Origin of the sequence: Mesonia mobilis DSM 19841 (assembly GCF_000423405.1) — a bacterium.
In the GTDB taxonomy this organism is placed as follows: Bacteria; Bacteroidota; Bacteroidia; order Flavobacteriales; family Flavobacteriaceae; genus Mesonia; species Mesonia mobilis.
Genome location: NZ_KE384014.1, coordinates 101,529 through 124,158 on the forward strand (window position 1 = coordinate 101,529; position 22,630 = coordinate 124,158).

Annotated in this window: 21 protein-coding genes and 1 tRNA gene; 5 read left to right on the forward strand and 17 right to left on the reverse strand. The window is 31.5% G+C overall.

Annotated features, from left to right (window positions below):
• Positions 1-105 precede the first annotated feature (105 nt).
• The 4 genes from cas2 to G551_RS0114940 all read right to left on the reverse strand — a co-directional run bounded on the left by cas2 (position 106) and on the right by G551_RS0114940 (position 6,228).
• Positions 106-453: a CRISPR-associated endonuclease Cas2 gene (cas2, locus tag G551_RS0114925; protein ID WP_027886312.1), complete on the reverse strand. Its 348-nt coding sequence runs from the start codon at positions 451-453 to the stop codon at positions 106-108.
• A gap of 85 nt (positions 454-538) precedes the next feature.
• Complete coding sequence (cas1, locus tag G551_RS0114930; protein ID WP_027886313.1) at positions 539-1,435, reverse strand: type II CRISPR-associated endonuclease Cas1; 897 nt, start codon at positions 1,433-1,435, stop codon at positions 539-541.
• Between the two features lie 10 nt (positions 1,436-1,445).
• A complete protein-coding gene (gene cas9 / locus G551_RS0114935) occupies positions 1,446-5,561 on the reverse strand; it encodes a type II CRISPR RNA-guided endonuclease Cas9 (RefSeq protein ID WP_027886314.1) in 4,116 nt (1,371 codons plus the stop codon).
• 253 nt (positions 5,562-5,814) lie between these two features.
• Positions 5,815-6,228, reverse strand: coding sequence for a helix-turn-helix domain-containing protein (locus G551_RS0114940; protein ID WP_027886315.1), 414 nt, complete (start codon positions 6,226-6,228; stop codon positions 5,815-5,817).
• A gap of 237 nt (positions 6,229-6,465) precedes the next feature.
• On the opposite strand from G551_RS0114940, the gene G551_RS0114945 reads away from it, so the two are divergent.
• Complete coding sequence (locus tag G551_RS0114945; RefSeq protein ID WP_027886316.1) at positions 6,466-7,323, forward strand: hypothetical protein; 858 nt, start codon at positions 6,466-6,468, stop codon at positions 7,321-7,323.
• 686 nt (positions 7,324-8,009) lie between these two features.
• On the opposite strand, the gene G551_RS0114950 is transcribed toward G551_RS0114945, so the two are convergent.
• Both G551_RS0114950 and G551_RS0114955 read right to left on the reverse strand, forming a co-directional pair.
• Positions 8,010-9,230, reverse strand: coding sequence for a site-specific integrase (locus G551_RS0114950; protein ID WP_027886317.1), 1,221 nt, complete (start codon positions 9,228-9,230; stop codon positions 8,010-8,012).
• 219 nt (positions 9,231-9,449) lie between these two features.
• Positions 9,450-9,524, reverse strand: a tRNA-Pro gene (locus tag G551_RS0114955).
• Between the two features lie 146 nt (positions 9,525-9,670).
• On the opposite strand from G551_RS0114955, the gene G551_RS0114960 reads away from it, so the two are divergent.
• Positions 9,671-10,900: a multidrug effflux MFS transporter gene (locus G551_RS0114960; RefSeq protein ID WP_027886318.1), complete on the forward strand. Its 1,230-nt coding sequence runs from the start codon at positions 9,671-9,673 to the stop codon at positions 10,898-10,900.
• A 50-nt stretch (positions 10,901-10,950) separates the two neighbouring features.
• Here the strand turns inward: G551_RS0114960 and G551_RS0114965 are convergent, their stop codons facing one another.
• From G551_RS0114965 to G551_RS0114975, 3 genes are all read right to left on the reverse strand, one after another.
• Positions 10,951-11,571 (reverse strand): N-acetylmuramoyl-L-alanine amidase family protein, encoded by a 621-nt coding sequence (locus G551_RS0114965; RefSeq protein WP_027886319.1) that lies wholly within the window; start codon positions 11,569-11,571, stop codon positions 10,951-10,953.
• A gap of 139 nt (positions 11,572-11,710) precedes the next feature.
• The gene (locus G551_RS0114970) at positions 11,711-12,226 is read right to left on the reverse strand and encodes a hypothetical protein (protein ID WP_027886320.1); all 516 of its coding nucleotides are present in this window, start codon (positions 12,224-12,226) and stop codon (positions 11,711-11,713) included.
• A 36-nt stretch (positions 12,227-12,262) separates the two neighbouring features.
• Entirely contained in the window at positions 12,263-12,919 is a 657-nt protein-coding gene (locus tag G551_RS0114975; protein WP_027886321.1) for a SanA/YdcF family protein, read from the reverse strand.
• 105 nt (positions 12,920-13,024) lie between these two features.
• Between G551_RS0114975 and G551_RS16320 the strand changes: the two genes are divergently transcribed.
• A complete protein-coding gene (locus tag G551_RS16320) occupies positions 13,025-13,831 on the forward strand; it encodes a sugar phosphate isomerase/epimerase family protein (protein WP_051191431.1) in 807 nt (268 codons plus the stop codon).
• On the opposite strand, the gene G551_RS0114985 is transcribed toward G551_RS16320, so the two are convergent.
• Entirely contained in the window at positions 13,828-14,304 is a 477-nt protein-coding gene (locus G551_RS0114985) for a nucleoside deaminase (protein WP_027886322.1), read from the reverse strand. The two genes, G551_RS16320 and G551_RS0114985, sit on opposite strands and share 4 nt — an antisense overlap.
• Positions 14,305-14,433: 129 nt before the next feature.
• Between G551_RS0114985 and G551_RS0114990 the strand changes: the two genes are divergently transcribed.
• Complete coding sequence (locus G551_RS0114990) at positions 14,434-14,925, forward strand: hypothetical protein (protein WP_027886323.1); 492 nt, start codon at positions 14,434-14,436, stop codon at positions 14,923-14,925.
• Positions 14,915-15,121 carry a helix-turn-helix transcriptional regulator gene (locus tag G551_RS0114995; RefSeq protein ID WP_027886324.1) on the forward strand — a complete coding sequence of 69 codons (207 nt, stop codon included), beginning with the start codon at positions 14,915-14,917 and terminating at the stop codon, positions 15,119-15,121. The genes G551_RS0114990 and G551_RS0114995 overlap by 11 nt, the downstream gene beginning before the upstream one ends.
• Before the next feature lie 53 nt (positions 15,122-15,174).
• On the opposite strand, the gene G551_RS0115000 is transcribed toward G551_RS0114995, so the two are convergent.
• From G551_RS0115000 to G551_RS0115030, 7 genes are all read right to left on the reverse strand, one after another.
• Complete coding sequence (locus tag G551_RS0115000) at positions 15,175-18,879, reverse strand: T9SS type A sorting domain-containing protein (protein ID WP_156876814.1); 3,705 nt, start codon at positions 18,877-18,879, stop codon at positions 15,175-15,177.
• A gap of 125 nt (positions 18,880-19,004) precedes the next feature.
• On the reverse strand, positions 19,005-20,045 hold the full coding sequence (locus G551_RS16050) for an endonuclease/exonuclease/phosphatase family protein (protein WP_036244061.1): 1,041 nt from the start codon (positions 20,043-20,045) through the stop codon (positions 19,005-19,007).
• 49 nt (positions 20,046-20,094) lie between these two features.
• Positions 20,095-21,000, reverse strand: a complete 906-nt coding sequence (locus G551_RS0115010; RefSeq protein ID WP_027886326.1) for a mechanosensitive ion channel family protein — start codon at positions 20,998-21,000, stop codon at positions 20,095-20,097.
• A 9-nt stretch (positions 21,001-21,009) separates the two neighbouring features.
• Positions 21,010-21,504: a Dps family protein gene (locus G551_RS0115015; protein ID WP_027886327.1), complete on the reverse strand. Its 495-nt coding sequence runs from the start codon at positions 21,502-21,504 to the stop codon at positions 21,010-21,012.
• 103 nt (positions 21,505-21,607) lie between these two features.
• Positions 21,608-21,919: a hypothetical protein gene (locus G551_RS0115020; RefSeq protein ID WP_027886328.1), complete on the reverse strand. Its 312-nt coding sequence runs from the start codon at positions 21,917-21,919 to the stop codon at positions 21,608-21,610.
• A gap of 90 nt (positions 21,920-22,009) precedes the next feature.
• Positions 22,010-22,135 carry a hypothetical protein gene (locus tag G551_RS16885; RefSeq protein WP_262492876.1) on the reverse strand — a complete coding sequence of 42 codons (126 nt, stop codon included), beginning with the start codon at positions 22,133-22,135 and terminating at the stop codon, positions 22,010-22,012.
• A gap of 28 nt (positions 22,136-22,163) precedes the next feature.
• On the reverse strand, positions 22,164-22,604 hold the full coding sequence (locus tag G551_RS0115030; protein ID WP_027886329.1) for a thiol-disulfide oxidoreductase DCC family protein: 441 nt from the start codon (positions 22,602-22,604) through the stop codon (positions 22,164-22,166).
• Positions 22,605-22,630: the final 26 nt, after the last annotated feature.

The window sequence follows — 22,630 nt, forward strand, 5'->3', positions numbered from 1 at the left end:
ATCTGGTATGCTGTATTTTAAATGTATAATTAGAAATAAAAAACTAGGCTTTTTAGTAAGCCTTTTGCTTTGCTTGATAAGTTATTTTTAATGCTATTTTTTCAATTAAAAAAGTTCCAATTGCTGGTGAGGTACTTCAGGCTCTATTTCTTTTTTTCCGTGAAAAAGTTCGATCATACCAAATTGCTTGTCGGTTATTTGCATCACGGCTACTTTTCCTTTTTTGGGTAGATTGTTTTTTGTTCGTTTAATATGTACTGCTGCATTTTCACGGCTAGCACAGAATCTACTGTAAATAGAAAATTGAAACATTCCAAAACCATCATCTAGAAGTTGTTTGCGAAATCTAGTGGCAGCTTTCCGCTCGATTCTGGTTTCGGTTGGTAAATCGAAAAATACAAGTACCCACATGCTTCTGTATTGATTTAGTCTTGAAAAACGTGAATTTTCCATAGTATTAATCCATTTTATGGTTTTCACTTGAGTTTTTATTTAACTCTATTCTTTTTACAACTAACGTATTTATATTCTTAAAGCTTTATTGAAAATCCGGGTATAATATTTTTCGGCTACTCCCATAAAAACATTCATATAAACTATTGGTAGTACGGCTAACGGCATTCATTAACAGGCTTTTCTTACCATCAATAGCTACATCCATAGCAGGTATCTGTAAAAGTTCTACTTTAATTTTCGTTGTTAATTCTTCTAGATTACAACCACTTTGCACCAGATCATTAACTAAAGCATCTACATAAGGTCGGTAAGGTTCCATCACGTCATCGGCCAAAGAAAATGGATTGTATTTATTGTGATGAAAAATACCTACCGAAGGAAGCATCCCGCTACTTACAATGGCACGGGCTGTTATCGCTCGTAAAATGGCATATCCGTAATTTAATAAATTGTTTGGGGGTACGCCCTTTTGATTTCTGCTGAATCCTTCTAAGTCAAATAGATTTTGAAAGTAATGAGCCGCAGCAACGGCTTCATGATTTTGCGTGTCCCCACTTTTAACTTCTGTTGCCCACCGCTCTAGTTTAAGGCTATATTTGCCTAAACGTTTAAGATGCATTGCTTGATTATTTATTTTTGCCATAACGGTTTGTTGCCACAACTGCTTTCTAAGTGGAACACTCGCATCTAATTGATGTCTATAGCGTACCGTTTGTTCAGTATGACCTACCAAAGGCTGCAAAAAAGAGCAGGGGAGGTGTTGCTTGTCGCAAGTAATAACGGCAGTTTTATTTTGTACTAGTTTCATAAGTAACCCATTGGTGAGGGTTATTTGCGGATTTTCTAATACTACAAAGCCTAAATCTTCTATAGGAATTGTTTTATCTTCTTTTTCTTCTTCGGGGAAATTTACCACCAATTGTTCATTTTTGGTACTTAGATAAGCTGGATTGCTGAAAAATAAGGTACGTTTAATCATTTTAAAAATTTTAATATTCTCCGACTTGTACTATTTCTCCCAGATGGTTTAATCGTATTTTTACTAGATTTTTTAATCCATTACAGCTTCTAATATTTTCCCAAGTTATAGTTCTTGTTTTTTTATGATCTATTAGTTGAGTCTCCAAATGGTGCCTGAAAAAGTAATTTTTAGTAGCTATTTTTTGCACGCGAAACAAGTTTTCACTAATCAAAACTTTATTATTAGGATTTAATAAATCAATTTCGCTTGGATTAAAACCTTTTTCTTCGTTTGGAAAAACAAACATTTCATTTTGTTTCATCGTAAATAAAAACATCCAGCCTTTTTCATGTTTTTTATTAATGATGGGCAATCCTTCTTTTTTTCTTGCAACTGCTTCATAAAACGAAACGACTTCTTCTTGTAGATTACCTTTTTCGTCTTCATAAATAGCGACGTGATGATTATTTCCTGTACTTACATAATCATTTGGAATAGGACTATTTTTATCATCTAAAACCTGCTTACCTAAATGATTTTTTGAATGATGTAAGGCTTCGGCATTTGAAACGCCTGTAATTTTAACGCGTTTAATTTTTATGCCTTTTTCCTCATTTAACCAAATGGGATTTTTATCTAAATCTGCAAAGGCTTCTTTGGGTTTGTTGTTAAATTCTTTTAGTCTTTCTTCTAATATTTTTTTTACACCTTTATCTAAAATTTTATCTGTTTTCAAGTCAGGTGTTATTTCTTTTCTAATGGTAAATCGGTCTTCTAACCAAGCTAACTTTACTTTTTCCGGAAGGGTTTCTTGAGTGCCGTTTAAATAAACCGGATTTTTAGCTAATGAATTTTTGCCTGTAAATGCTTTTTTGGGATTATTTTCGAATTCTTCCAATCGTTTTAACAGAGCATTTTTATGACTTTGGTTAGCGACAAGTTCAATGCGATCTTCATCAAACTTTCCACTGACTTTTTCAAATTTGGTTTCGTAATATTTCGATTTGCCATAAACGGTTTCTTTGTGGAGTTGACCACGTGGCGTTTCAACAGTTTGATAAACAAAAGTATTTTTTCCTTTTACATTGATTTTATTTTTATTTTTTGTAGTAACCTTATTTTTGGCTTTATGCGAAATCAAAATTTGCGATAAATGCTTTTTGGATGCTTTTCTGATGTTAGGAAAAGGTGCTTTAAATTTACGTTTGCCTCTATCATCTTTATAGGTATAAGTATTTTCAAGTTTGTAGATTTCCTTATTGGTTTTCGCATTCAGATTGTTTAAATACTGAATCATTCCTGGTTTAGTAAATGCAACCGTAATAGCATCCATAGCGTGGTGTCTATGGTCATTTCGTTTTGTCCATTCTTTGATTCTTCGGAGTTTTTTTCCTTCTTTATTTTCCTTGTAATAGGTTAATCCCACTTTTTCATATTTATCCCAATTCAATTCTTGCATTATTTGAATTAAACCCCAATCATCTCGTAATTTACTGGTTATTTTCCCTGAAGTTAAGCTAACTCGTTTAGTCACATCAAGTAAGATTTCGGCTGCTTTTTTGGCAATATATGCTGAATTACCTAAATCCCGATTTAAAAAGTCTTCAGGAATATCTTTTAATGACATTAAAAGGTTTTGGTGTTTTGAACCTTTTATTTTTCTTGCTTTATAAAGTTCTTCAACTCGATTCCTATAGTTATCTAAGCCCTCTTTACCGAATTTTCTTTCAACAAAATCTAAGGCCGTTTCATCGCCTTTATCTAAATTACTTTCTCTTGTTTCTAGGGTTTTATTTGAAAAAGAGTCATCAAATAATCTGGATTTTGGTATGATGTGTTCAATATCATAATTTTTGGAAAATAAATCTTCCGGTTTGATGTACTCGTCTGTATAAAGCGTTCTGTAACCATTAGATTCTAATTCTTTATAAAGTTTATATCGAATTAAATCGTTTCGGCTTACGTGTGGTAATCCAAATTTAGATTTTATTTCCTCACGGTATTTCTCGTGTTCTCGTGTAGCTCTGCCAATGGCTTTGGTCATCCGGTCGCGTTGTTCTTTGGTATTTTTGAGTTCGCGAGCAAGCTCAATCCTTATTTCATCTGGACGCCCCATTTTCTCATCTTCAATGATAGTATTTATCACGTTGATACATTGATTTAAGATTTTTTCTACAACGGGATTTCGTAAACTATTTTTCTTAAGTATTTCGAGTTTTGGTTTTAATACTCGCTTTTCATTTTGTTTTTTGGTTACGGAATTAGAATGATTGTAACCAGCCAATTCACAAGCATCAGAATAGATTTTTCCGTCTTGAAGGTACGGCATTATTTTACGAATGGCTCTTGCACTTAAATTGCCATAATCATCCTGAAAACGAATGTTTATTAAATAGGGTAAATGCTCATCTTTAAAGCCAAAGTTATTTTTGAGTTTATTTTCTAAGGCTTCTGTTCCTGTTCTTGAAAAATCATCTTCATATGAATAGAGTAGATGCCATAATTCATAGGATTTTTGTTTTGAAAATTCATTTCCATCTAATGTTGCATTAAAATCTAATATTTGCTTATCGATACCAATTTCACCAAAACATTTCTCTAGGATTTCTTGCAGTTCATCAGGTTCAATATTAGAGAAGTTGATATTGTCATAACCTTCGATCTTTAATATTTCTTTATAAGCTGCAAGAAGATTGTAGTTCGTTCTATTGCCTTCGATTTGCTGAAAATTTATTTTCCAATCCTCTGGTTTTAAATTAAATTCTTTTAAAACTTGTTTATTCGTTAATTTATCTGTCCAGTTTAGTTTTTGAAATAACTCAGTATTCGAATCTTCTTCTATATGAAAAACCTCATTGGTTTTTATATGAATAATTCTGATAGAATTTAAATTTTGCCAAACTTTAAACTCCTGAAATAATGGAGAAGATTTTGGAATAACACGATGACCTACAGTTTTATGTTTTACCTGACCATCAACAGTGGCATTTTGCTCCCAACTTTCGAATTCACAATAACTAATGAGTCCTTTTTGTGATTTCAACCTTCGTTGGTAGAAAATAATTTCATTTTGAATTTTATCTTTCAACTTTTCAGTTAATGCAGGATAAAACTCTGCCTGTTTATCCCAAATTTTTTGAAATTCAATTAAATAATCCTGACGATAAAAAACTTGGTTTTTTAAACTTTTATGTGGATTTTGTGCAATTTGATTGTATAGGTATTGTCCTACTGTTAAATTATTAAAATGTAGCTCTTTGCTTCGGTCACTAATTTCGCTTAAATAACCACTCGATTTATTGATCTCATTATTAATTTCTTGGAGTACAATTGCTAAATGTTCTAAATCAATTTGCTCAGTTAGAGCTATTTTTCTAAGCCTAAACTTTTCCAATTTTTTTTCATCTCTATTGCCTTCAAGTTTAATACCTTCTATATCGAAAGGATTTTCGCATATTTTCCAAGTTTGATTTTTATTTTTACCTACGAGTTCTTTGCGTAATATTTTATTTAAAATATCGGGGTAAAATGTTTTTTGCCTTTTCCAGACTTTATCAAACTCATTTTCTAAGTCTGATCTGTAATAATCAGGTATAGCTTTTTTTCCTTCTTTTAAAAGCTGATATGAAAATTCTCCGGGCGTTAAATTTTGTTCGTAGAGCTTTTTAGTGATGCCCATAGCATCTATAAGTTCACCTTCTTCGCTACTATTAGCTTTACGGCTACTTTTATAACCACGTTTTTTATTTATGGATAGAAGAATACGTGCAAACTCATCTTTTTCCATTTTTTCGATTACTGCACGGTTTCTTAACCTTAATAATTCGTGTGTTGAGTTATTTCCGGTTTCAGTGAGCTTAGTGTTTTCATTAATAAAACCTATATTTTTTAACTCCTTAATAAGTGCTTTTCTTCTGAGTTGATATCGGAATTTATTTCTTCGTGCTCCTCTTTTTAGAGTTCTATCAGCATTGATTGTAATGCTATTTCCTTTTTTAAAGTCGTTCTCTTCATCTGTTGAAAGGGGAACAACCCGAACTCCAGTCTTTATTATAGAAGATTCTTCATTGTCTTTTTCAGCTTCATTCACAAAAGCCCACCCGATAGACGTTGTTCCTAAGTCTAATCCTAAAATACGTTTCATATGCTCTTAAAATTTTAACATTTTAAATATAGAGATAAAAATTTTAGACAGATTACGGTTATCCGTAAAATTTTATTAAAATGTTTTTTTATATTTGTGTTACAATTCTGAAGCAATTCACAATAAGGATTATTCCGTTGTGAAAACATTCAAGGCGGCAATTTTATTGTCGCCTTTTTTAGTTTTAGAAATTATAAAAGCCATTAACTTTTTAGAGCTAATGGCTTTTTTATCTGTTTAAAAAAATGTTTTGCTATTTATCAAATAATTTTTCTAAATAGGCAATCTTTTCTTTCTCAGCTTCTAGCAAACGCTCATACAACTTTTTATTTTCCTCATAACTTTCAACAAGTTTATCTAATGGATTAAATGTACATTGATGATGGACGGTAGGACCTGCATTAATTGTAGACCCTTCATAATTATTCTGTATATTATTAAAAATAGATTCCTCAGAAAAATTTTCAATAGCTTCTTTACTTACTCCTAATATTTTGGCTATTTTATCAAGTTTCTCATCATCAATGTTCTCACTTTGTTCTAAAATAGAGACGCCTTGTTGACTAATTCCTAATTCTGCTGCTAAGGCTTCTTGCTTCATTCCACGAAGTTCTCTAATTCGGCTAATCTTTCTGCCGATGTGGCTTGTTTTAGTTGCTGTACTCATAGTCTCAAAGATAATGAAATATTTTATAAATATGATTAATAACGCTTCCTTGTAAAATACAACTCCGTATTTGTTTTTTACTAATACTATTGGTGGGGTACAGTAATGTTATTCTGCAACTTCAAGAACATATTCAATAGCAAATTTTTCATTTTATTTTTTTATGATTTGAGGTTATTGAATTTGTATGCGTACCTAATAGAATAAAACTCAATTTATGTATTAAAATCAACTGATATGAATGTATACCATTTACCTGAAGATATTTTTAAGATGCTATTAAAAGTTATAAAATCAATACTACCTGTACACTCTATCTACCAGATAGGAATAAGGTCTCATCAACTCAGTAGTTTTTACCATTTTAATAACTCAGAAACCATTGAATCTAAGGAGTTTTTTGAAATTACTTTAATTATTATAAGTAATTCTTATGTAAAAGACCCTAAAGAATTTATGGAAAAGGTTTTTTCTAAAATGAAAAAAAAAGTACGATTATATAGCATACACTATACTTATAATGAAATTACAACACGTTTGAGTGAAGGAGATAATTTTTTGAGTCAGACCTTGTTGTCTGAAAATATAATATTTCAAGAGAAAACTTTAGTTGTTACGAGATACATGAAACACCCCATTATGTACAAAAGAATAAAAAAAGCCTGGGAATCTAGAATTCGTAAAGCAGAGTATTTGATAAGTAAATTAGATACGGGTGAAGATATTTCTTGTGAAGCAGCAAAATTAGTTTTAGTTCATGAAGCTATTTCTCAAGTTTGTGCTTCCTTACTTTGGATTTATTGGGAATATAAGCCATCATATTTCGATCTTAACTATATGGTTAGACTATGTCAGAATTTTAGCAGAAGTACAGAGATTGTGTTGCCAAAAGAATCTTTCCGTTCTAAAAGAATTTATAATGCTATATGCCATGCTCAATATAACCTGAACTATAAATCAGAAAATGATATTAGTATAGAAGATGGATATGATGCCCATAAGTTAGCCTATTTATTTTTAGAAAAATCCCAAGAAGAGGGAAAAAAGAGATTATCCCAATTAAAAAAGCTACATCATATAAAAGAAACTCAATAAACTATTTACTTTATTTATCTGGAGCATTTGCCTTTTCCGAAAGATTAAATTTTGAAAATCCTTAATAGCTACCTTTTTTAATTTACTTCCTTTAGTGCCTTCGCATTACCTTTTTGATACTTATTTTTTACATGAATTAATATTAAAAAGAACTATAAAAAAGGAAGAGAAGCGAACTGATTTATGCGTTCGTTAATATTAATTCATGTTTTTTCGTTATCAAAAAAGTAAGGCGTATTGGTCAGTAGGATTTTTAAGTCTTAGAAGATTATTTAGTTCATTTTAATCAAGCGAACTTAAGTTAAAAGTAAATTTCTTATAGAAATATTACACATTAAATTTCTTTTAGCTTGGGTTCAAGATCGATTTTAGTGAACCTTATTTTTAGTAATGTAATGGAGAAAAATAGGGTGGAGCGGGAAAGTAAGATTTATTATAATATAACTAAAATGTTTTATTTGCTGTAAAAATTTCCCTGTTTATAGTAGTAATGAAAGTTTTTGCTGCAAAAAACTTGGTATAAAGAAAGATTGAATTTAAGTATAGCCTATATCTAAAGGGATTGGAATACTATAACATCGCGTAGCGTGTTATCCTCTTGCTATTCCATCCCTTTCGGTTGTAATACCTTCAAACTAAAAAATTAAAAATAAAGTCCTATAAAGTTTTCACTTAGATTTTCCGCATTATATGGCTTTTAATCTTTCTTCTAAATTATCCATATCCATCCCTATTTTTGATTGCAATACTCTAGCATAAACTTGTGTAGTAGATAGTTTTGAATGACCTAATAATTTTGAAACTGTTTCTATAGGAACACCATTATTTAAAGTTACCGTCGTGGCAAAAGTATGTCTGGCAGAGTGAAATGATATGCTTTTAGGAATTCCTACAAGCTTACATATTTCCTTGATATAATTATTTATTTTTTGATTGGAATACACAGGAAGTAATTTACCTTCTTTTATGGAATCACTTTCATATTGCTGTAAAATTTGTTTAGCTTTAGGTAACAAAGGAATTTTTACATATTCTTCGCTTTTCGCCCTTTGGGTAAAAATCCAATCTTTGCCATTCATTCCTTTAGTTAAATGACTTTTTGTGAGGTTTTTCACATCAATGTAAGAAAGTCCGGTGTAGCAAGAGAAAACAAAAATATCTCTAACTATCTGGTGAACTCTTTTTTCTAAATATGAAGTCTCTAATTTTTCTAGTTCTTGTTGATTAAGAAAAACTCTATCAAACTTTTGAAACTTTAATTTAAATTGAAAAAATGGATCTTTATCCAACCATTCTAATTTTAAGGCTAGATTAGTTAATTTCTTTAGTCTTTCTAAATGTTTCATTACTCCATTATTAGATAAGGGTTGACTTTTTTTCAAATACTTACCGGAGTTTAGATAATGCTCAAAATCTACGATGAACTTATAATCTAATTCAGATAAATAAATATCTGAGGTGTGTTTTTTCTCATTAAGAAAATTTTTCAAATATTTTTCTGTAGAGTAATAATTTTTAAGCGTACCCCATTTTAATTTAGATTGCATTTTATCGTTGTGGTAAGTAACAAGTTCTATTAAACTTTTATGATCGTTATCTTCTCCTAAAAAAGTAGCTTTAATTTTTTTGGCTGTAATAAGCTCATTTCTAGATTTCAAATCACTGTAGCAATTAAATAATTGCGCTTTACATTGATCTAAATAATTATTAATTTGCTTACTCTCGAAACTCCTCCCTTTTACCTGTTGAGAGCGCTTATCCCATTTTTCAATAGGAGCCATTTGTTTTAAACTAATTTCGACTCTCTTTTTCTCTACGGTTATCCTTGCATATAAAGGAGCATTAGAGTCTTTTCTTTTGGACTTATTGATCCAAAAATGAATACTGAATGTTTTGATAGTCTGCATATACTTTCGTTTTAAAGATGAATAGAACGAAAGTCAAATCAATGTGCCTAAAACGGCATTATAAATCGAAAGATAATATTTTTTTAGGTAACCGAATAGGTAACCGTATAGGTCACCTGAATTTTGATAATAAAAAAAATCTTTTGACTTCAATTTTTATTAAAATACTGAAAATCAAAAGATTGTAATTTGTTCTGTTTGTTAATTTTGTATTCTTTGTCGGGATGAGAGGATTCGAACCTCCGATCTCGCGCCCCCCAGACGCGCACTTTAACCGGACTAAGCTACATCCCGAATTTTGAATGGTGCGAATATAAAAAAAGAAGTTATTCGATTAAATTTTCTGAAGAAATAATTCCGATATCGTAATAGTGTATTAATAAAATGTTAAATGAAATTTTAGGCTATTTCAAGAACTTTTGTTGCCCGAAATTTGCCGAATGCAAGAAGATTTTTCCGTTAGAGATAAGAAAAAAGAAAAGATAATTCTATTGGTTTTGGGTACGCTCATTGCTTTAGGACCTTTTTCAATAGATATGTATTTACCCAGCTTTGAGAGTATTGCTGAAGAATTTTCAACAACAAAAGCGCGTGTTGGATTTTCATTAACCAGCTATTTTATTGGGATAGCATTTGGACAATTAGCCTATGGACCGATTATGGATAAATTCGGTCGAAAAAAGCCATTACTTATCGGTTTGGTTATTTACATAATTGCTGCTTTTAGTTGTTTTTATTCGCCTAATTTATATTGGTTAATTATTTCTCGTTTCTTTTTAGCGGCTGGTTCTTCTGCAGGGATGGTAGCTTCAAAAGCAGTAGTGCGAGATATTTTTCCGCCGAGTGAAGTAGCAAGAGCAATTTCTTTTTTAATGTTAATTATGGGTGGCGCTCCAATTATTGCTCCAACCGTAGGTGGTATTGTGATTACCCATTTTTCTTGGCATACCATATTTTTGATCTTAGCGGTTTTTGCGGGTTTAATGTTTATAAGCGTTTATAAATTTTTACCGGAAAGTATTGAACCCGATAAGACTGTAAATCTTAAAATAGGGCAAGTTTTAAGAAAGTATAAAGGTATTTTGCAAGATAAAGTGTTCTTAACCTTTTCGTTTGCGGGAAGCTTAACCATCGGAGCAATGTTTGCCTATATAAGTAATGCTCCAACTTTATTTATGGATAATTTTCATCTTTCTGAAACTCAGTTCGGGTGGTTGTTTGGGATGAATGCTGCCGGATTAATTGTTGGCAGTCAATTAAACCGATTGGTGTTGAAAAGAAATACAACCTTCAATATTACCTTAATCATTGGTTTTTTACTGCTTGGTTTGGGAGTTTTATTTTTAGCGAACAGTTATTGGGCAAGCAGTAACTTTTATACGACGGTCGTTTTACTGTTTCTAATTTTATTTTTATTAGGATTTCAAAACCCAAATACCACAGCTTTATCTTTATTTCCGTTTACGAAAAGAGCAGGAAGAGCTTCTGCGTTAGTAGGTAGCTTAAAAATGATTTTTGGTGCGATTGCCTCATTTATTATCAGTAAATATACGGGGCCGAGTATGATTCCGTTGGCGGTAATTATTTTAGTTTCTTTAGGGCTGAGTTTATCATTTTTAGTATGGTTTCGATTAAAACAGAAACGAGCCTTAATTATGATAAATAAATAAAAACGCCTGATTAGAAATCAGACGTTTTTTCTATTCGAAAAAAAATAACGTTAAATTTCATTTATAAATTTGAGAATGTTATTGGCAATTTTGGTTTGACCTTCTTTTGAACTTAGATAGGTTCTTTCTTCAGGATTGGTTAAAAACCCTAATTCTAACATTAGTGCGGGCGCATTTACTTTAGAAAGTATTGTGAAATTAGCACTTTTAATTTCTACTTGTTGAGCAGAAGAGAATATAAAAATACCAGAAAGCTGACCTCCATATTCAAAATTTTCTTTAGAAAACTTATTTTTTTTTGAAAAGTAAATCTCCATTCCTTTTTTTGTTTCATCTTGCGGATGACCATTAGCATGTAAAGAGATCACTAGATCGGGTTGAATAGTATTTATAAATTCAACTCTTTCATCTAAAGACACAAATTCATTATTCGGCCTGCTGAAATATAGCTCTACATTTTTATTTTGATGAAGCTCTTTTATTTTTTGAGTGATTTGGTAAACAACTTCTTTCTCTTTAATTCCTTCAATATTTTGCCCTGAATCTTTACCACCGTGACCGGCATCAATCACGATTTTTACAGTTTCTTTAGTGGAAGTGGTCGAAGTTTTTGCAAACGCAAAACAACCAAGAATACAAATTGCAAATAGGGCTTTAGCAAATGTTTTCATAAAAATTGGTTTTAGATAGTTAATTTTATAGTAACAATATTATAGAATTAGATCACCAAGGTAGTTTGATAAATAAATATAGAGAAAAGAACTGACTTTTACGCAGAAGTTTCTGTTTATAAAGATCATAAAGCCTAAATTATACTTTTCTATTGTTATAAAACTCCAACTTTTTATTAAAGCGTTCTCTTAGTTTATCTGTAAAATTTCTATTAATTATTTTGATATTTAAATCATCAATAATTTTCTTAAAATCATATAGTTGAGATTCGTTTAATTCAATTATGAAATCCGATTGATCGACTTTTAAGTAATAGAATTTACCATATTCTTTTCCAAAAACTATAGTCTTAATAGCGTCAAGTTCAATTTCAAGTACTTTTTCCTTTTGATTTAAAATTAATACGTTTTCATTTAAAACAAATGTGCCAATTCTTAAATAAACTACTGTATTTAGTAAAAGTATGACTAATCCAGAAATGATAAATATGTTGGATGTGATTGAGATGATTGATTCGTATTCGTAGATTTTTTCTACTCCATTTAAGGATGTTAGGTAGATTAACCATATTCCATAAACCAAGATGATTCTCTTCCAAACTTTGATTATTGCTAGGTTATTAATATAGTTTGTATCTATAATGTCTGTTTTCATATAAAGTATAACTTCAATATATATAAAATTATTGTTTTATTCAATTTTAATAGGATCGCCTAGGTATTTAGGTTCAACTTTAAAAAGTAAATCGAGCATCATTTTACAGCGTGCTAATTTTTCTCTGAGTTGTGTTTTAAGTCCGTAATTAAGTTTTACATCTTTTGCGTTGAAAGCTACCGCTTCAATATTAAAGTATTGCGCTAAATAAAGCGCGCGTTCATTATGAAATTCTTGAGAGATCACGGTAAATGTGTTTTGACCAAAAATCTTTTGTGCGCGTAATACAGAATCTAATGTTCTAAAACCGGCATAATCAAGAAAGATATTAGCTTCAGGAATATTGTTTTCAATAAGATCCTGTTTCATTAATTCTGGCTCGTTATACGATTTAGAGCCATTATCACCACTTATTAAAATGAATTTTATTTTTCCTGATCGATAGAGTTTAGTTGCGGCTTCAATTCTGTATTTATAATATAAATTGATGTGTCCGCTACTCAAGTATTTAGAAGTTCCTAAAAGTAAGCCTACTTTATTCGGTGGAATTTTGTTTACTTGAGTATAAATCTTTTCTGAAGTTTGTTTGCTTACATAATAGTCAATACTCAAAACGCTTATTATAGTTATTACAAAGAAGCCTAAAAGTAATAATAGAAATCTCTTTAATCGTTTTTTAGATATCAACTTCATAAGGTTCGAGGTGTTTAAATAAGCATTTTTATTTGGTTAAAATAAAACTAAAAATCGTTTCTCCTGAAGTTATACCTGAAGTATTTAATAACTTTAAATTAAAAAATGGAGTTAGGTACGTGTTCTTGGACATTAGGTTTAAAAGATCTAGAACAGTTGATGTCGAAAGTAAAAAGTTTAGGTTTAGACGGTTTGCATTTTTGTGAAAAGCTTACCGATTATTCGCCTATCGATGTTAAAGAAATCGCCGAACGTTATGGCTTAAAAATCTTTGCGATCGATCCTTTTTACGCAAAGCCAGAAAATTCTTCAGAAGCTACATTACCAAATGCAATTTCTTATTATTCTGAAGTGATCGATTTTGCTGTTGAAGCAAATTCACCTTGGGTTACTTTGCAAGCTTTACCAAAATGGACAGTTAACTGCTCTTCTGAAGCTGAAAAATATACGTTTTTAGCTGAAGCTTGTAAAAAATTAGATGCTTACGCAAAATTGAAGAAAGTAAAATTGGTTTACGAAGCTGTGAACCGATACGAATCTTCTATCATGCATACGGCATTAGAATGTCGAAATTTTCTCGATCAATTAGAACATCACGAGATAAAAATTGTTTTAGACAGTTTTCATATGAATATTGAAGAAGCAGACGCCGTAAAAGCAATTCAGGAAACAGGAGATCAATTGGCGAGTTATCATATTTCAGATTCAAATAGAGGAGGCATTGGTAGCGGTCATATAGATTTTATTCAGCATTTTAAAACCTTACAATCGATAAACTTTAACGGACCTGTAATTATTGAGGTTGTCTTGCCACACTTGGCTCCCAGCACGCCGCCGAGAAATTCGAGAGAGTGGGAGCAACTTGATAACGAAATTAAACGTAGTGTGAGTGTTTGGCAAGAATTGGGTTAGTAATCTGTTCTATTTTCTTTTTGATCCCATTCCTGAAAAACCGGTAGCGCCTCTTCGCGACCAATTTGCTTAAACGGAATTTTACGAGCATCTTTATCTTTATCGATTTCATCATAAATAAATTGGTCGTCAAAACCGATAGTTGCCGCATCGGTTTGTTCTAACGCATAAAATACTTTTTTAAATCTAGCCCAATAAATTGCTCCAAGACACATAGGGCAAGGTTCACAAGAAGTATAAAGTATGCAATCGTCTAACTGAAAAGTTTTTAATTCTTTACAAGCATTTCTTATCGCAGTAACTTCTGCGTGAGCAGTTGGATCGTTGGTTGAGGTTACTTTGTTATAACCTTCGGCAACAATTTCTCCGTTTCTCACGATCACGGCACCAAAAGGTCCGCCGGCATTGTTATCCATTCCTTCTTTTGCTAATTGAATAGCTCTACGAATATATTCTTGATCTTTATTATTCATCTTTTTAGTTGAAATATACTCTAAAAACATGAGAAATAAAGTATTGTATGGTTTACTTAATGTAAAGTTTGTTTTACATTTAATATAATTTTGTTTACATTTGAAATGAACTTTTAATAATCCAGAATTATGATAACTAAATTTCTTTTACCGTATCGATTAAAATTTGTGGGTTGGGTTCTATTTTTACTGGGACTATTTTTACTTGGTTTTGCTTTAATTACACGAACAGAAGAACCTGATTTTTTAAATACCGAAGTTTTTGCATTAGCCGCAAAAGTAATTCAGCTAGGAGAGACAGAAACGACAACTTATTTTAAGTTTATAGAGAACAATATCTTTGATGAAATTGTTGAGCTTTTGCTTATCATAGGTGGTTTATGTATTGCATTTTCGAAACATAAAAATGAAGATGAATTTATTTCGAAACTACGGCTAGATTCTTTGTTATGGGCAACCTATATTAATTACGGAGTTTTAATTTTTTCAATTTTATTTATTTACTGGTTAAGTTTTTTCTATGTATTGGTCGCCAATATGATTACGATCTTATTGTTGTTTATTATCAGATTTTACTGGGTGTTAGCTAAATCTTCTAAATTTGAAGCTTATGAAAACTAGTTTAAAAGTCGAGAGAGCTAAAAACGATTTTACACAAGCCGATCTGGCAGAAAGAGTAGGAGTAAGTCGCCAAACCATAAACGCCATTGAAAAAGGGCGCTATAACTTGAGTATCGTTCTTGCCTTAAAGTTAGCTTATATTTTTAAGGTTAGAGTAGAAGATATTTTTGAGTTAGAACAACAAGATTGGGAATAAAAAAGCCTTGCTTATTTGAGCAAGGCTTTTAGTTAAATATACTATTTAAAATTTTACTGTTTAATAATCTTTTTAGTAATAGTATTCTTACCGTTATCTAAAGAGATCATGTAAACACCACTTTCCCAGGTATTTGCTTCGTTAATTTGAATTTGACGAAGTCCTGATGCATTAATTTCAGAGGTGTAAACTTGTTGTCCCATCATATTAGTCACCTTGATTTTTAAGTCTTCGTAGGCGAAATTTTGTGTTAGTCTTATATGTAGACTTTCATTTTTAATCGGGTTAGGATACATTACTAAAGAATTTTCTTCTGTGATTTGAGTTCCTAAGTTTTCTTCATTGCTAAATACTAATGCCATTCGGTATTCCTGAGAACTTTCATCATCTGCATTTACCGAAAAAGGAATATGGTTTACGCCGGTTTCTAATAAAGTTAATTCTTGTGTGAAATTATCTTTTAGATATACGTTTAGACCTTCAAACTCTTCAACATTTAAAGAAAGAATATAATTTTCATTTCGGTAATTATTATTGAATAACTGAATTTCTTCATCATTAAAAGGTAGTTCTCTTTCTTCAACAATTAATAATTCTGAATCACTTATAACTCCAAAATTTTCATCTATATTAAAAGGTTTTACACCATCGTAAGCATTAATATTATTTGAATAATCTTCTGAAAATCTAATTCTAAATCCATCACTTATAATACCTGAATTTGTAAAGTTATCTTGAGTATACAAATTACCTACAATCTCAATATCGTTAGTGTTTGCAGCTCTAAATACAGTCGTTAAGTCACTCTTAGCACCTTTAAAAGATTCTTCAAAAATTAAAGAAGTAGAAGTGTTTTCAGAAGAAGTAATGACGAAAGCCGCTTGACCAGGCTGTAAGTATGTATTAGCATCTGCAGTACCTGTAGCTCCGTCTGATGGAGTTACAGTTCCATCATCTTCAATCATCACATAAGCTCCATAGTCACTTAAATCTGGATCCCAAGTATAATATAAATTCGTGTTTACATTATTAGAATTATTTAGTACGGCAAACATATCTACCGGAGCTTGATAAGGATTTCCTATAAAATTGAAAGAACCTTCAATACTACTTAAACCATTTTGAGTAATAGTTCCTGTAGCTAATTCACCCGTAGCTCTGATAATAGTAGCAGGACTAGGAGCTTCGTTATTAGTTACATCTATCCCACGGTCACCTCTTACATAAACACGATAAGCTTCACCTGCTGTTAAAGTGTTTGAATTGGTATTATTGATCGCCGACCAAGTTTGCGTAACATTGTCGAAAGTAAATAATGAAGGATTTCCTGTTGGTGTTGCATCAAGACCATTAGCTCCAGTTTCAGATCCTGTGATATGAATACCGTAACCAGGATTTGGATCTTGATTATCAGAAATTTCTAAACCAGTGTTGTTAACTCCTTCTTGCCAATTCTCGTTGATAGAGGTTGAAGTGGTTACAGCGCTTGTTAAAAATCTAAAAGCTCTTCTGCCTTCAGGAATAAATCTTTCAACCGTAATATCTCCAGTAATTGTACTAGTTGCTGAAACTTCGTTAAGAATACCTGTTTGTGTTTCTGAAATACTTACAAAAGTAAAATCGCCATTGTTATTTATATCTCCATATAAATTCAACACATCTTGAAATTCTACAGCAGCATTAGTATTTACTGTAAGGTTATTAACACTAACTTCTCCATTAAAAATCACGTTACCATTAACAATGGTAATATCATCGTCAGATTCTGAAATTCCTTGTGGGTTTTCTGGAGTCCATAAGCCATCTTCGAACACAAAGCTCTGAGGAGTATCTGGGTTACCCGCTAAAATAAAGTTGTCAAATCCTGAGTAACCGTTTTGGCCATTATTTCTAATCGATAGTACTAAATAAACTTCATCTACACTGTCTGGTATATTCACAGAAACTAAACCTTGAGCATTTTGAGGATCAACACCACCATCTAATAAAAACACTTCTCCTTGACCTACGCCATCATAAAATAACTCATATTTTGCATCATCGTTATTCGCATTATATCCAACAATATCATAATCAAAGCTAAATTGCACATTATCGTAATTTTCTAATAAAATTTCATCAAACGTAATATTTGCAAAACCTGCTATACCTCCGTCATCATTCTGTAAATCCTGCTCATAAAAAATATTTCCGTTAAAATCTGGATTATTAACTCCGGTAGCAGCACTACCATCAATAGGTCCAAAATAACTATTTGTATTACTAAAATAATTTACATCTGCTGTAAAAACCCATTCTGGAGTAGTAGTATCGAAATCTTGTATTGCAATAATTTCTGGAGCAGCTGTTACATTAAAGATATTTGAATTGTAAGTACCTGAAATATTCCCATCTGCGTGAGTTGCAGTTAACACAACATCATTTTGTTCTGTATCAAAAATTAAATTATCAAAAGTAGCAATACCATTGTTAGCATTTACCGAAATTATAGCATTCGTTTCAAAAGAACCATTGGTCGTAAGGTTTACAGTTCCAGACTCATCGGTGTAGGTAGAATCTACATTTCCGTTAATATCTGTAAATGCAATTTGAACAGCAGGATCTATAGCGTTATTTACATTAACATCGGTTGGTTGTTGTAAAAATTGTAGCTGAGTTGCTTCAACATTAATATTAATTAAGTTTCCGGTGATGTTAGAAGAGGTATAAGGAGCATCAAAACCAGAACCAGAAATATCTGCATTAAATCCGTAACTTGTAGAGTCAATTTCTACCTGAATAACATCATTATCGGTGATACCTGTATTATTAATGTAGAAACCTAAGGTAAATTCTCTTAGGTCATTATCTGGGATTGCTATTGGAGTATCAAATTCTAAAATCAGCTCAGAATTTTCAATAATAACATTGTCGGGATAAATGTAAGTGTTGCTTTCATCTCTTAAGGTAATCCCTTGAATGTCATTCCCCCAAAATAATGTATTGCTGTTACCTGGAGTAAATCTCATTTGTGTAACTAAAGTTGATAGATTATCACCATCGCCATTATCTTGTATTTCGAAAGCGAATACATCTACAGCATTTAATTCACTATTTACATTATTCGCATCTACTGTACTTCCTGCAATTTGAGCACTTGGCGCATTCACTGTAGAAGTTAGATCATTCGTATTTAATGTAGTAGCTTCAATAGAAAAATTATCTACTCCTGCAAAATCATTAGCACCATTTTGTTTAGCTTCGATTCTTAATCCAACAGATTCTGCATTAGGATAGTTCGAGCTTACATCATAATTGATTGATCCAGAGCCGTCATTGGTTAATGAAGTAGTTACAGCATCTGTACCATCTATTACAATTACATATCTAATGTCATCACCATTTGTAGAATCATATTCAATTACATTGTAGTCAAATGATAATTGTACGTTAGAGTACCCTTCAATATTAATACTTTGGAAAGTAAGCATATGGTAAAACGCGCCTCCACCGTTAGAGTTTTCTAAATCTTGCATTCCCCAAAAATTTGTTCCATCTGTAGCAGTTATTGATGATAAACTACTAACTATTCCCCATATATCTTCATCTGAAGAGGTACCGGTGTTATAACTAGCCGGGTTGGGCGAATAATTCCAAGTACCTGAACCTTCAAAACTTTGAAATGCAAGTGTGTTTTGCGCATAACTATCTAGACTAACAATAGAAATTAGAAAGGCTAGAATCAAGTAAAAATTTTGCAATCGTAATCTTTTTCTCATAGCATGTTTAATTAATTCGATCAAACTTAGCTATAATAAAGTGGGGTATTTCTTTATGAAATGTTATTTAAGAAGAGCTTAGCAAAGCTTAACACTTTTTAATATTTTAAGATTGTTGATGATAGTTAATCCATTTGCTGATTGGCGTCTTCCATTTCTTCGGAAGATGGATTTTCTTGTTGCTGACTTTCTTTATGCTCCGGTTCATAAGTCAATTCTAAAAAGATAGGTAAGTGGTCTGAACCATTATTTTCAAGTAATTCAATTTGTTGAACTCTAAATTCTTCAGAAACAAAAACGTGATCTAATGGCCAACGCATTACATAACTATTTGCATCGTAGGTATTAAAAAATCCTCGCCCTTTACGAACATCTAATAGTTTGCTAACTTCTTGAAATAAAGTCGTCGTAGTAGACCAAGCCACATCATTAAAATCGCCCATTACCAAAGCCGGTAACTTTTCTTTCTTTAGCACTTTTTTAGCTACCAGCATCATTTCTGCATCACGATTATCCGATGTTTTTGCGTGTTGTGGCATAGGAGGTTTGGGATGAATGGAATGTAAATCTATAAGTTGATCGTGAAAATTTAATTGAGCATTAATAGAAGGAATGCTATCTTCAATTAAATAATTTACTTGCTGATTCTCCAACGGATATTTGGTGTAAAGTAACATCCCGTAAGTATTGGGTAATGGAACTTCAACTTTGTATTTGTAATTCTTAGAGAATTCAGCATTTATTTTTTTGACCCATTTTTGATCGGTTTCTGTAAGTAGGATCAAATCTGGTTTGTGGTCTTTTATTTGCTGAATAACTTTTTCATATTCTTTATTTTTCTGAAGCACATTGGCAATGTACATTTTAAGGCCTTCGTCTTTTTGAGTTGAAGCATTAACTTCTAAAGGAGCAAAAGGCGTGTAAGGATAAATTTTTATGGCTTGAACGACCAAACAGATCGTTAAGGCTGAAAGAAATATATTATCCTTCCAGTTTTTATATTCGAACTTGAAAAAATAGATGAGCAATATAAAAAGTGTAAGAAATGTAAGTTGAACGTGAGGGTAATCAAACATTCTAATATACCAAGCATCTGCTGCAAGAAATGGGAAAACGGTTAATAGAACAGCTATGATAGCTAATACACGAAATATAGTTTTAAGCATATTATTAAGATTAAAAAAGTCCTCAAAGTGAGGACTTTTGTATAGTTATTTAATCTTTAGAACTAATGTGTATAGTTTCTGATCTAAATTTATTTTTACCAAAATCTAAAGTTCTTATAGGGAACGGGATATTAATATCGTGTTCGTTGTATGCTTTTTTTATGGCAAGAATGGCTTTGTGTTTCGCAAACAAAATATCTCTTTGTTTGGTACAATCTGTCCAAAATCTAATCACGTAATTGATTGAACTATCGCCAAAACCTTCGTAAGCAAATTCTATTTGCTCATTTCCCTTTTGTTTAAAAATTTTAGAAATAGCTTCAACAGTAATTTCTTGTACTTTTTCGAGATCACTTTCATAACCTACGCCACAAGTAAGCATCACGCGAGACCTTTTGGTTCTACTGAAATTTTTAAAAGCATCTTCAACAATTTTCGTGTTCGGGATCACCACGTGATTATTATCATTTTGCTTAATTACTATATTTCTAAGGTTAACTTCTAAAACTTCACCCGCATAACCATTTGTTTCTACCCAATCGCCAATTTGTATTTCTGGTAAAAAGCTTAAGATCACACCAGAAACAGTATTGCTCAACGTACCTTGTAAAGCTAAACCAATTGCCAAACCAACAACTCCGGCACCGGCCAAAATAGAGGTGAGAAGTTTATCGAGATTGAGTAAACCTAAGGCAATAAAAAAACCGAAAGAAATAATAACCAGTTTTAAAATCCTGATCGATATATCTCTTACGGAATGCTGAATTTTTCTTCTAAGAAGGAGTCTATTTAATATTTTTGAAACGTATTTAGCTATAAAAATAAATACTATAAATACGAGTACCGCTAAAATAAAATTCGGTAAATTTAATATAATAGAATCAAGCCAATCGGCGAGTTTATTATAAATCCCGCCGATGGCTTCAGATAAATCAAAATTATCTTTTTTCTTCATTAACTATCGTTACTTAATTTCTTCGTGAGTTTGTTGAGTTTTCATTACCCAAGCATCTAACATCCAACTTGTTTTTTCTAATTCTCTAATGTAAGCACCAATTAAATCAATGGTGCCTTCATCATTAGCATCGTCTGCAATTTTAACTACTTTACGCATTTGCGTTAAAATTTTACCGTGGTCTTCTAGTAAGATTTTTACCATTTCGCAGTCTGTAAATTCAGATTTAGACTCAGATAAATTAGACATTTTTAAGTAATCTGAATAGTTACTTGTAGGTTGAAATCTTAGCGTTAACACACGTTCTGCAATTTCATCTATTTTTAAAACTGCATCATCATACATTTCTTCAAATTTTTCGTGAAGATCAAAGAAACTTTTTCCGATTATATTCCAGTGAAAGTTTCTAAGTTTTTGATAATATAAATGATAGTCTGCTAATAAAATATTTAACTCTTCTACAGTTAAAGTGATTTTTTCTCTATCTAAATTTAAGTATTCCATAGTTTATATTTATTATTATTTTAATTTCAATACAAAAATACAATAGTTTAGAGCTTCAGCCAATTTAGCTCTCGTTTTTTAATATAAGTTTAACGGCAGTAAACTATGGGCGCGTTTCTCTGTGTAATTTATCTAGAATAGTTTGCGAAACCTGTCCGCCAGATACTCCATAACCATCGGTTAAAACTCCTTTTCTTCCGTTAGAAGTAGTGATGGCATAAAGAATAGAATTATCATCGGGATTGCTCATCCCTTCAAAACGTAATACTTTATCGACTTCAAATTCGTCGGCGGTATATTTTTCTTTTTCAGACTTTAATTCTAGATATTCATCAATTAGATTGAAGTCGTATTTGTAACCTTCTTCTAGTTTCAATTTATTGATCGCTTCAGATAATGTTCCGTAATCTTTCATGGTTATTTAATTTTTGATAGTAAATTACTATGAAAAGCGCTCATCCCCAAGAAATAGGTCTTGGTTTAATATAAGTTTAACGAGCTGTGTTTATTTTTTCTTAGCAGAAAATAATCCTAGTGGAAGTACAAAAAGCAGAAATAAAAATTTACCGGTTACCAATCCGATAATAGCAATGAGCGCCGCAACGATGTAAAGCCAGTAGTTGTTTTTCATTTAACTGAAAAATAAATAATAATGCTTATTAAATTAAAAGGTAAAATACCCAATAAGGCTGAAATTTTTTAGGATTGGATCCTAGAAAAGCTTTGGTAATTTTAAAATAGAAACTTCTATTTTTAGCGATGTGATTATAACCGTGATCGCTAATGTAGGTGAAGAGTTTGTAGGTTTTATACCAACGGTGCCATTTTTTATTTCCTGCAATATAAAGACTCCGATATGCAGAATCTGGACCATTATAAACGCGACCGTCGGGTTCTATAACTTTGCTTGATTTTTTAAATTCTTTAAGCGGAATGTCTTTAAAGTTTTCGGCAGCTTCTTGATAGGTGACAAACTTAATTTTGCCTTGTGTTTGTTGTTGCCAGCGGGTGATCCAAAATTTACAAAAGCCACATTTACCATCCCAAACCAATAGGGTTTGTGTAGGGGGGAAGTTGGTGCTTTCAATTTTTTGAAACATACGTATAAAGATAAAAAAAATAAACC

Bases quoted from the DNA above. Each gene is read 5' to 3' on its own strand.
- cas2 (WP_027886312.1), bottom strand. From the start codon at position 453: ATGGAAAATTCACGTTTTTCAAGACTAAATCAATACAGAAGCATGTGG.
- cas1 (WP_027886313.1), bottom strand. From the start codon at position 1,435: ATGATTAAACGTACCTTATTTTTCAGCAATCCAGCTTATCTAAGTACC.
- cas9 (WP_027886314.1), bottom strand. From the start codon at position 5,561: ATGAAACGTATTTTAGGATTAGACTTAGGAACAACGTCTATCGGGTGG.
- G551_RS0114940 (WP_027886315.1), bottom strand. From the start codon at position 6,228: ATGAGTACAGCAACTAAAACAAGCCACATCGGCAGAAAGATTAGCCGA.
- G551_RS0114945 (WP_027886316.1), top strand. From the start codon at position 6,466: ATGAATGTATACCATTTACCTGAAGATATTTTTAAGATGCTATTAAAA.
- G551_RS0114950 (WP_027886317.1), bottom strand. From the start codon at position 9,230: ATGCAGACTATCAAAACATTCAGTATTCATTTTTGGATCAATAAGTCC.
- G551_RS0114960 (WP_027886318.1), top strand. From the start codon at position 9,671: ATGCAAGAAGATTTTTCCGTTAGAGATAAGAAAAAAGAAAAGATAATT.
- G551_RS0114965 (WP_027886319.1), bottom strand. From the start codon at position 11,571: ATGAAAACATTTGCTAAAGCCCTATTTGCAATTTGTATTCTTGGTTGT.
- G551_RS0114970 (WP_027886320.1), bottom strand. From the start codon at position 12,226: ATGAAAACAGACATTATAGATACAAACTATATTAATAACCTAGCAATA.
- G551_RS0114975 (WP_027886321.1), bottom strand. From the start codon at position 12,919: ATGAAGTTGATATCTAAAAAACGATTAAAGAGATTTCTATTATTACTT.
- G551_RS16320 (WP_051191431.1), top strand. From the start codon at position 13,025: ATGGAGTTAGGTACGTGTTCTTGGACATTAGGTTTAAAAGATCTAGAA.
- G551_RS0114985 (WP_027886322.1), bottom strand. From the start codon at position 14,304: ATGAATAATAAAGATCAAGAATATATTCGTAGAGCTATTCAATTAGCA.
- G551_RS0114990 (WP_027886323.1), top strand. From the start codon at position 14,434: ATGATAACTAAATTTCTTTTACCGTATCGATTAAAATTTGTGGGTTGG.
- G551_RS0114995 (WP_027886324.1), top strand. From the start codon at position 14,915: ATGAAAACTAGTTTAAAAGTCGAGAGAGCTAAAAACGATTTTACACAA.
- G551_RS0115000 (WP_156876814.1), bottom strand. From the start codon at position 18,879: ATGAGAAAAAGATTACGATTGCAAAATTTTTACTTGATTCTAGCCTTT.
- G551_RS16050 (WP_036244061.1), bottom strand. From the start codon at position 20,045: ATGCTTAAAACTATATTTCGTGTATTAGCTATCATAGCTGTTCTATTA.
- G551_RS0115010 (WP_027886326.1), bottom strand. From the start codon at position 21,000: ATGAAGAAAAAAGATAATTTTGATTTATCTGAAGCCATCGGCGGGATT.
- G551_RS0115015 (WP_027886327.1), bottom strand. From the start codon at position 21,504: ATGGAATACTTAAATTTAGATAGAGAAAAAATCACTTTAACTGTAGAA.
- G551_RS0115020 (WP_027886328.1), bottom strand. From the start codon at position 21,919: ATGAAAGATTACGGAACATTATCTGAAGCGATCAATAAATTGAAACTA.
- G551_RS16885 (WP_262492876.1), bottom strand. From the start codon at position 22,135: ATGAAAAACAACTACTGGCTTTACATCGTTGCGGCGCTCATTGCTATT.
- G551_RS0115030 (WP_027886329.1), bottom strand. From the start codon at position 22,604: ATGTTTCAAAAAATTGAAAGCACCAACTTCCCCCCTACACAAACCCTA.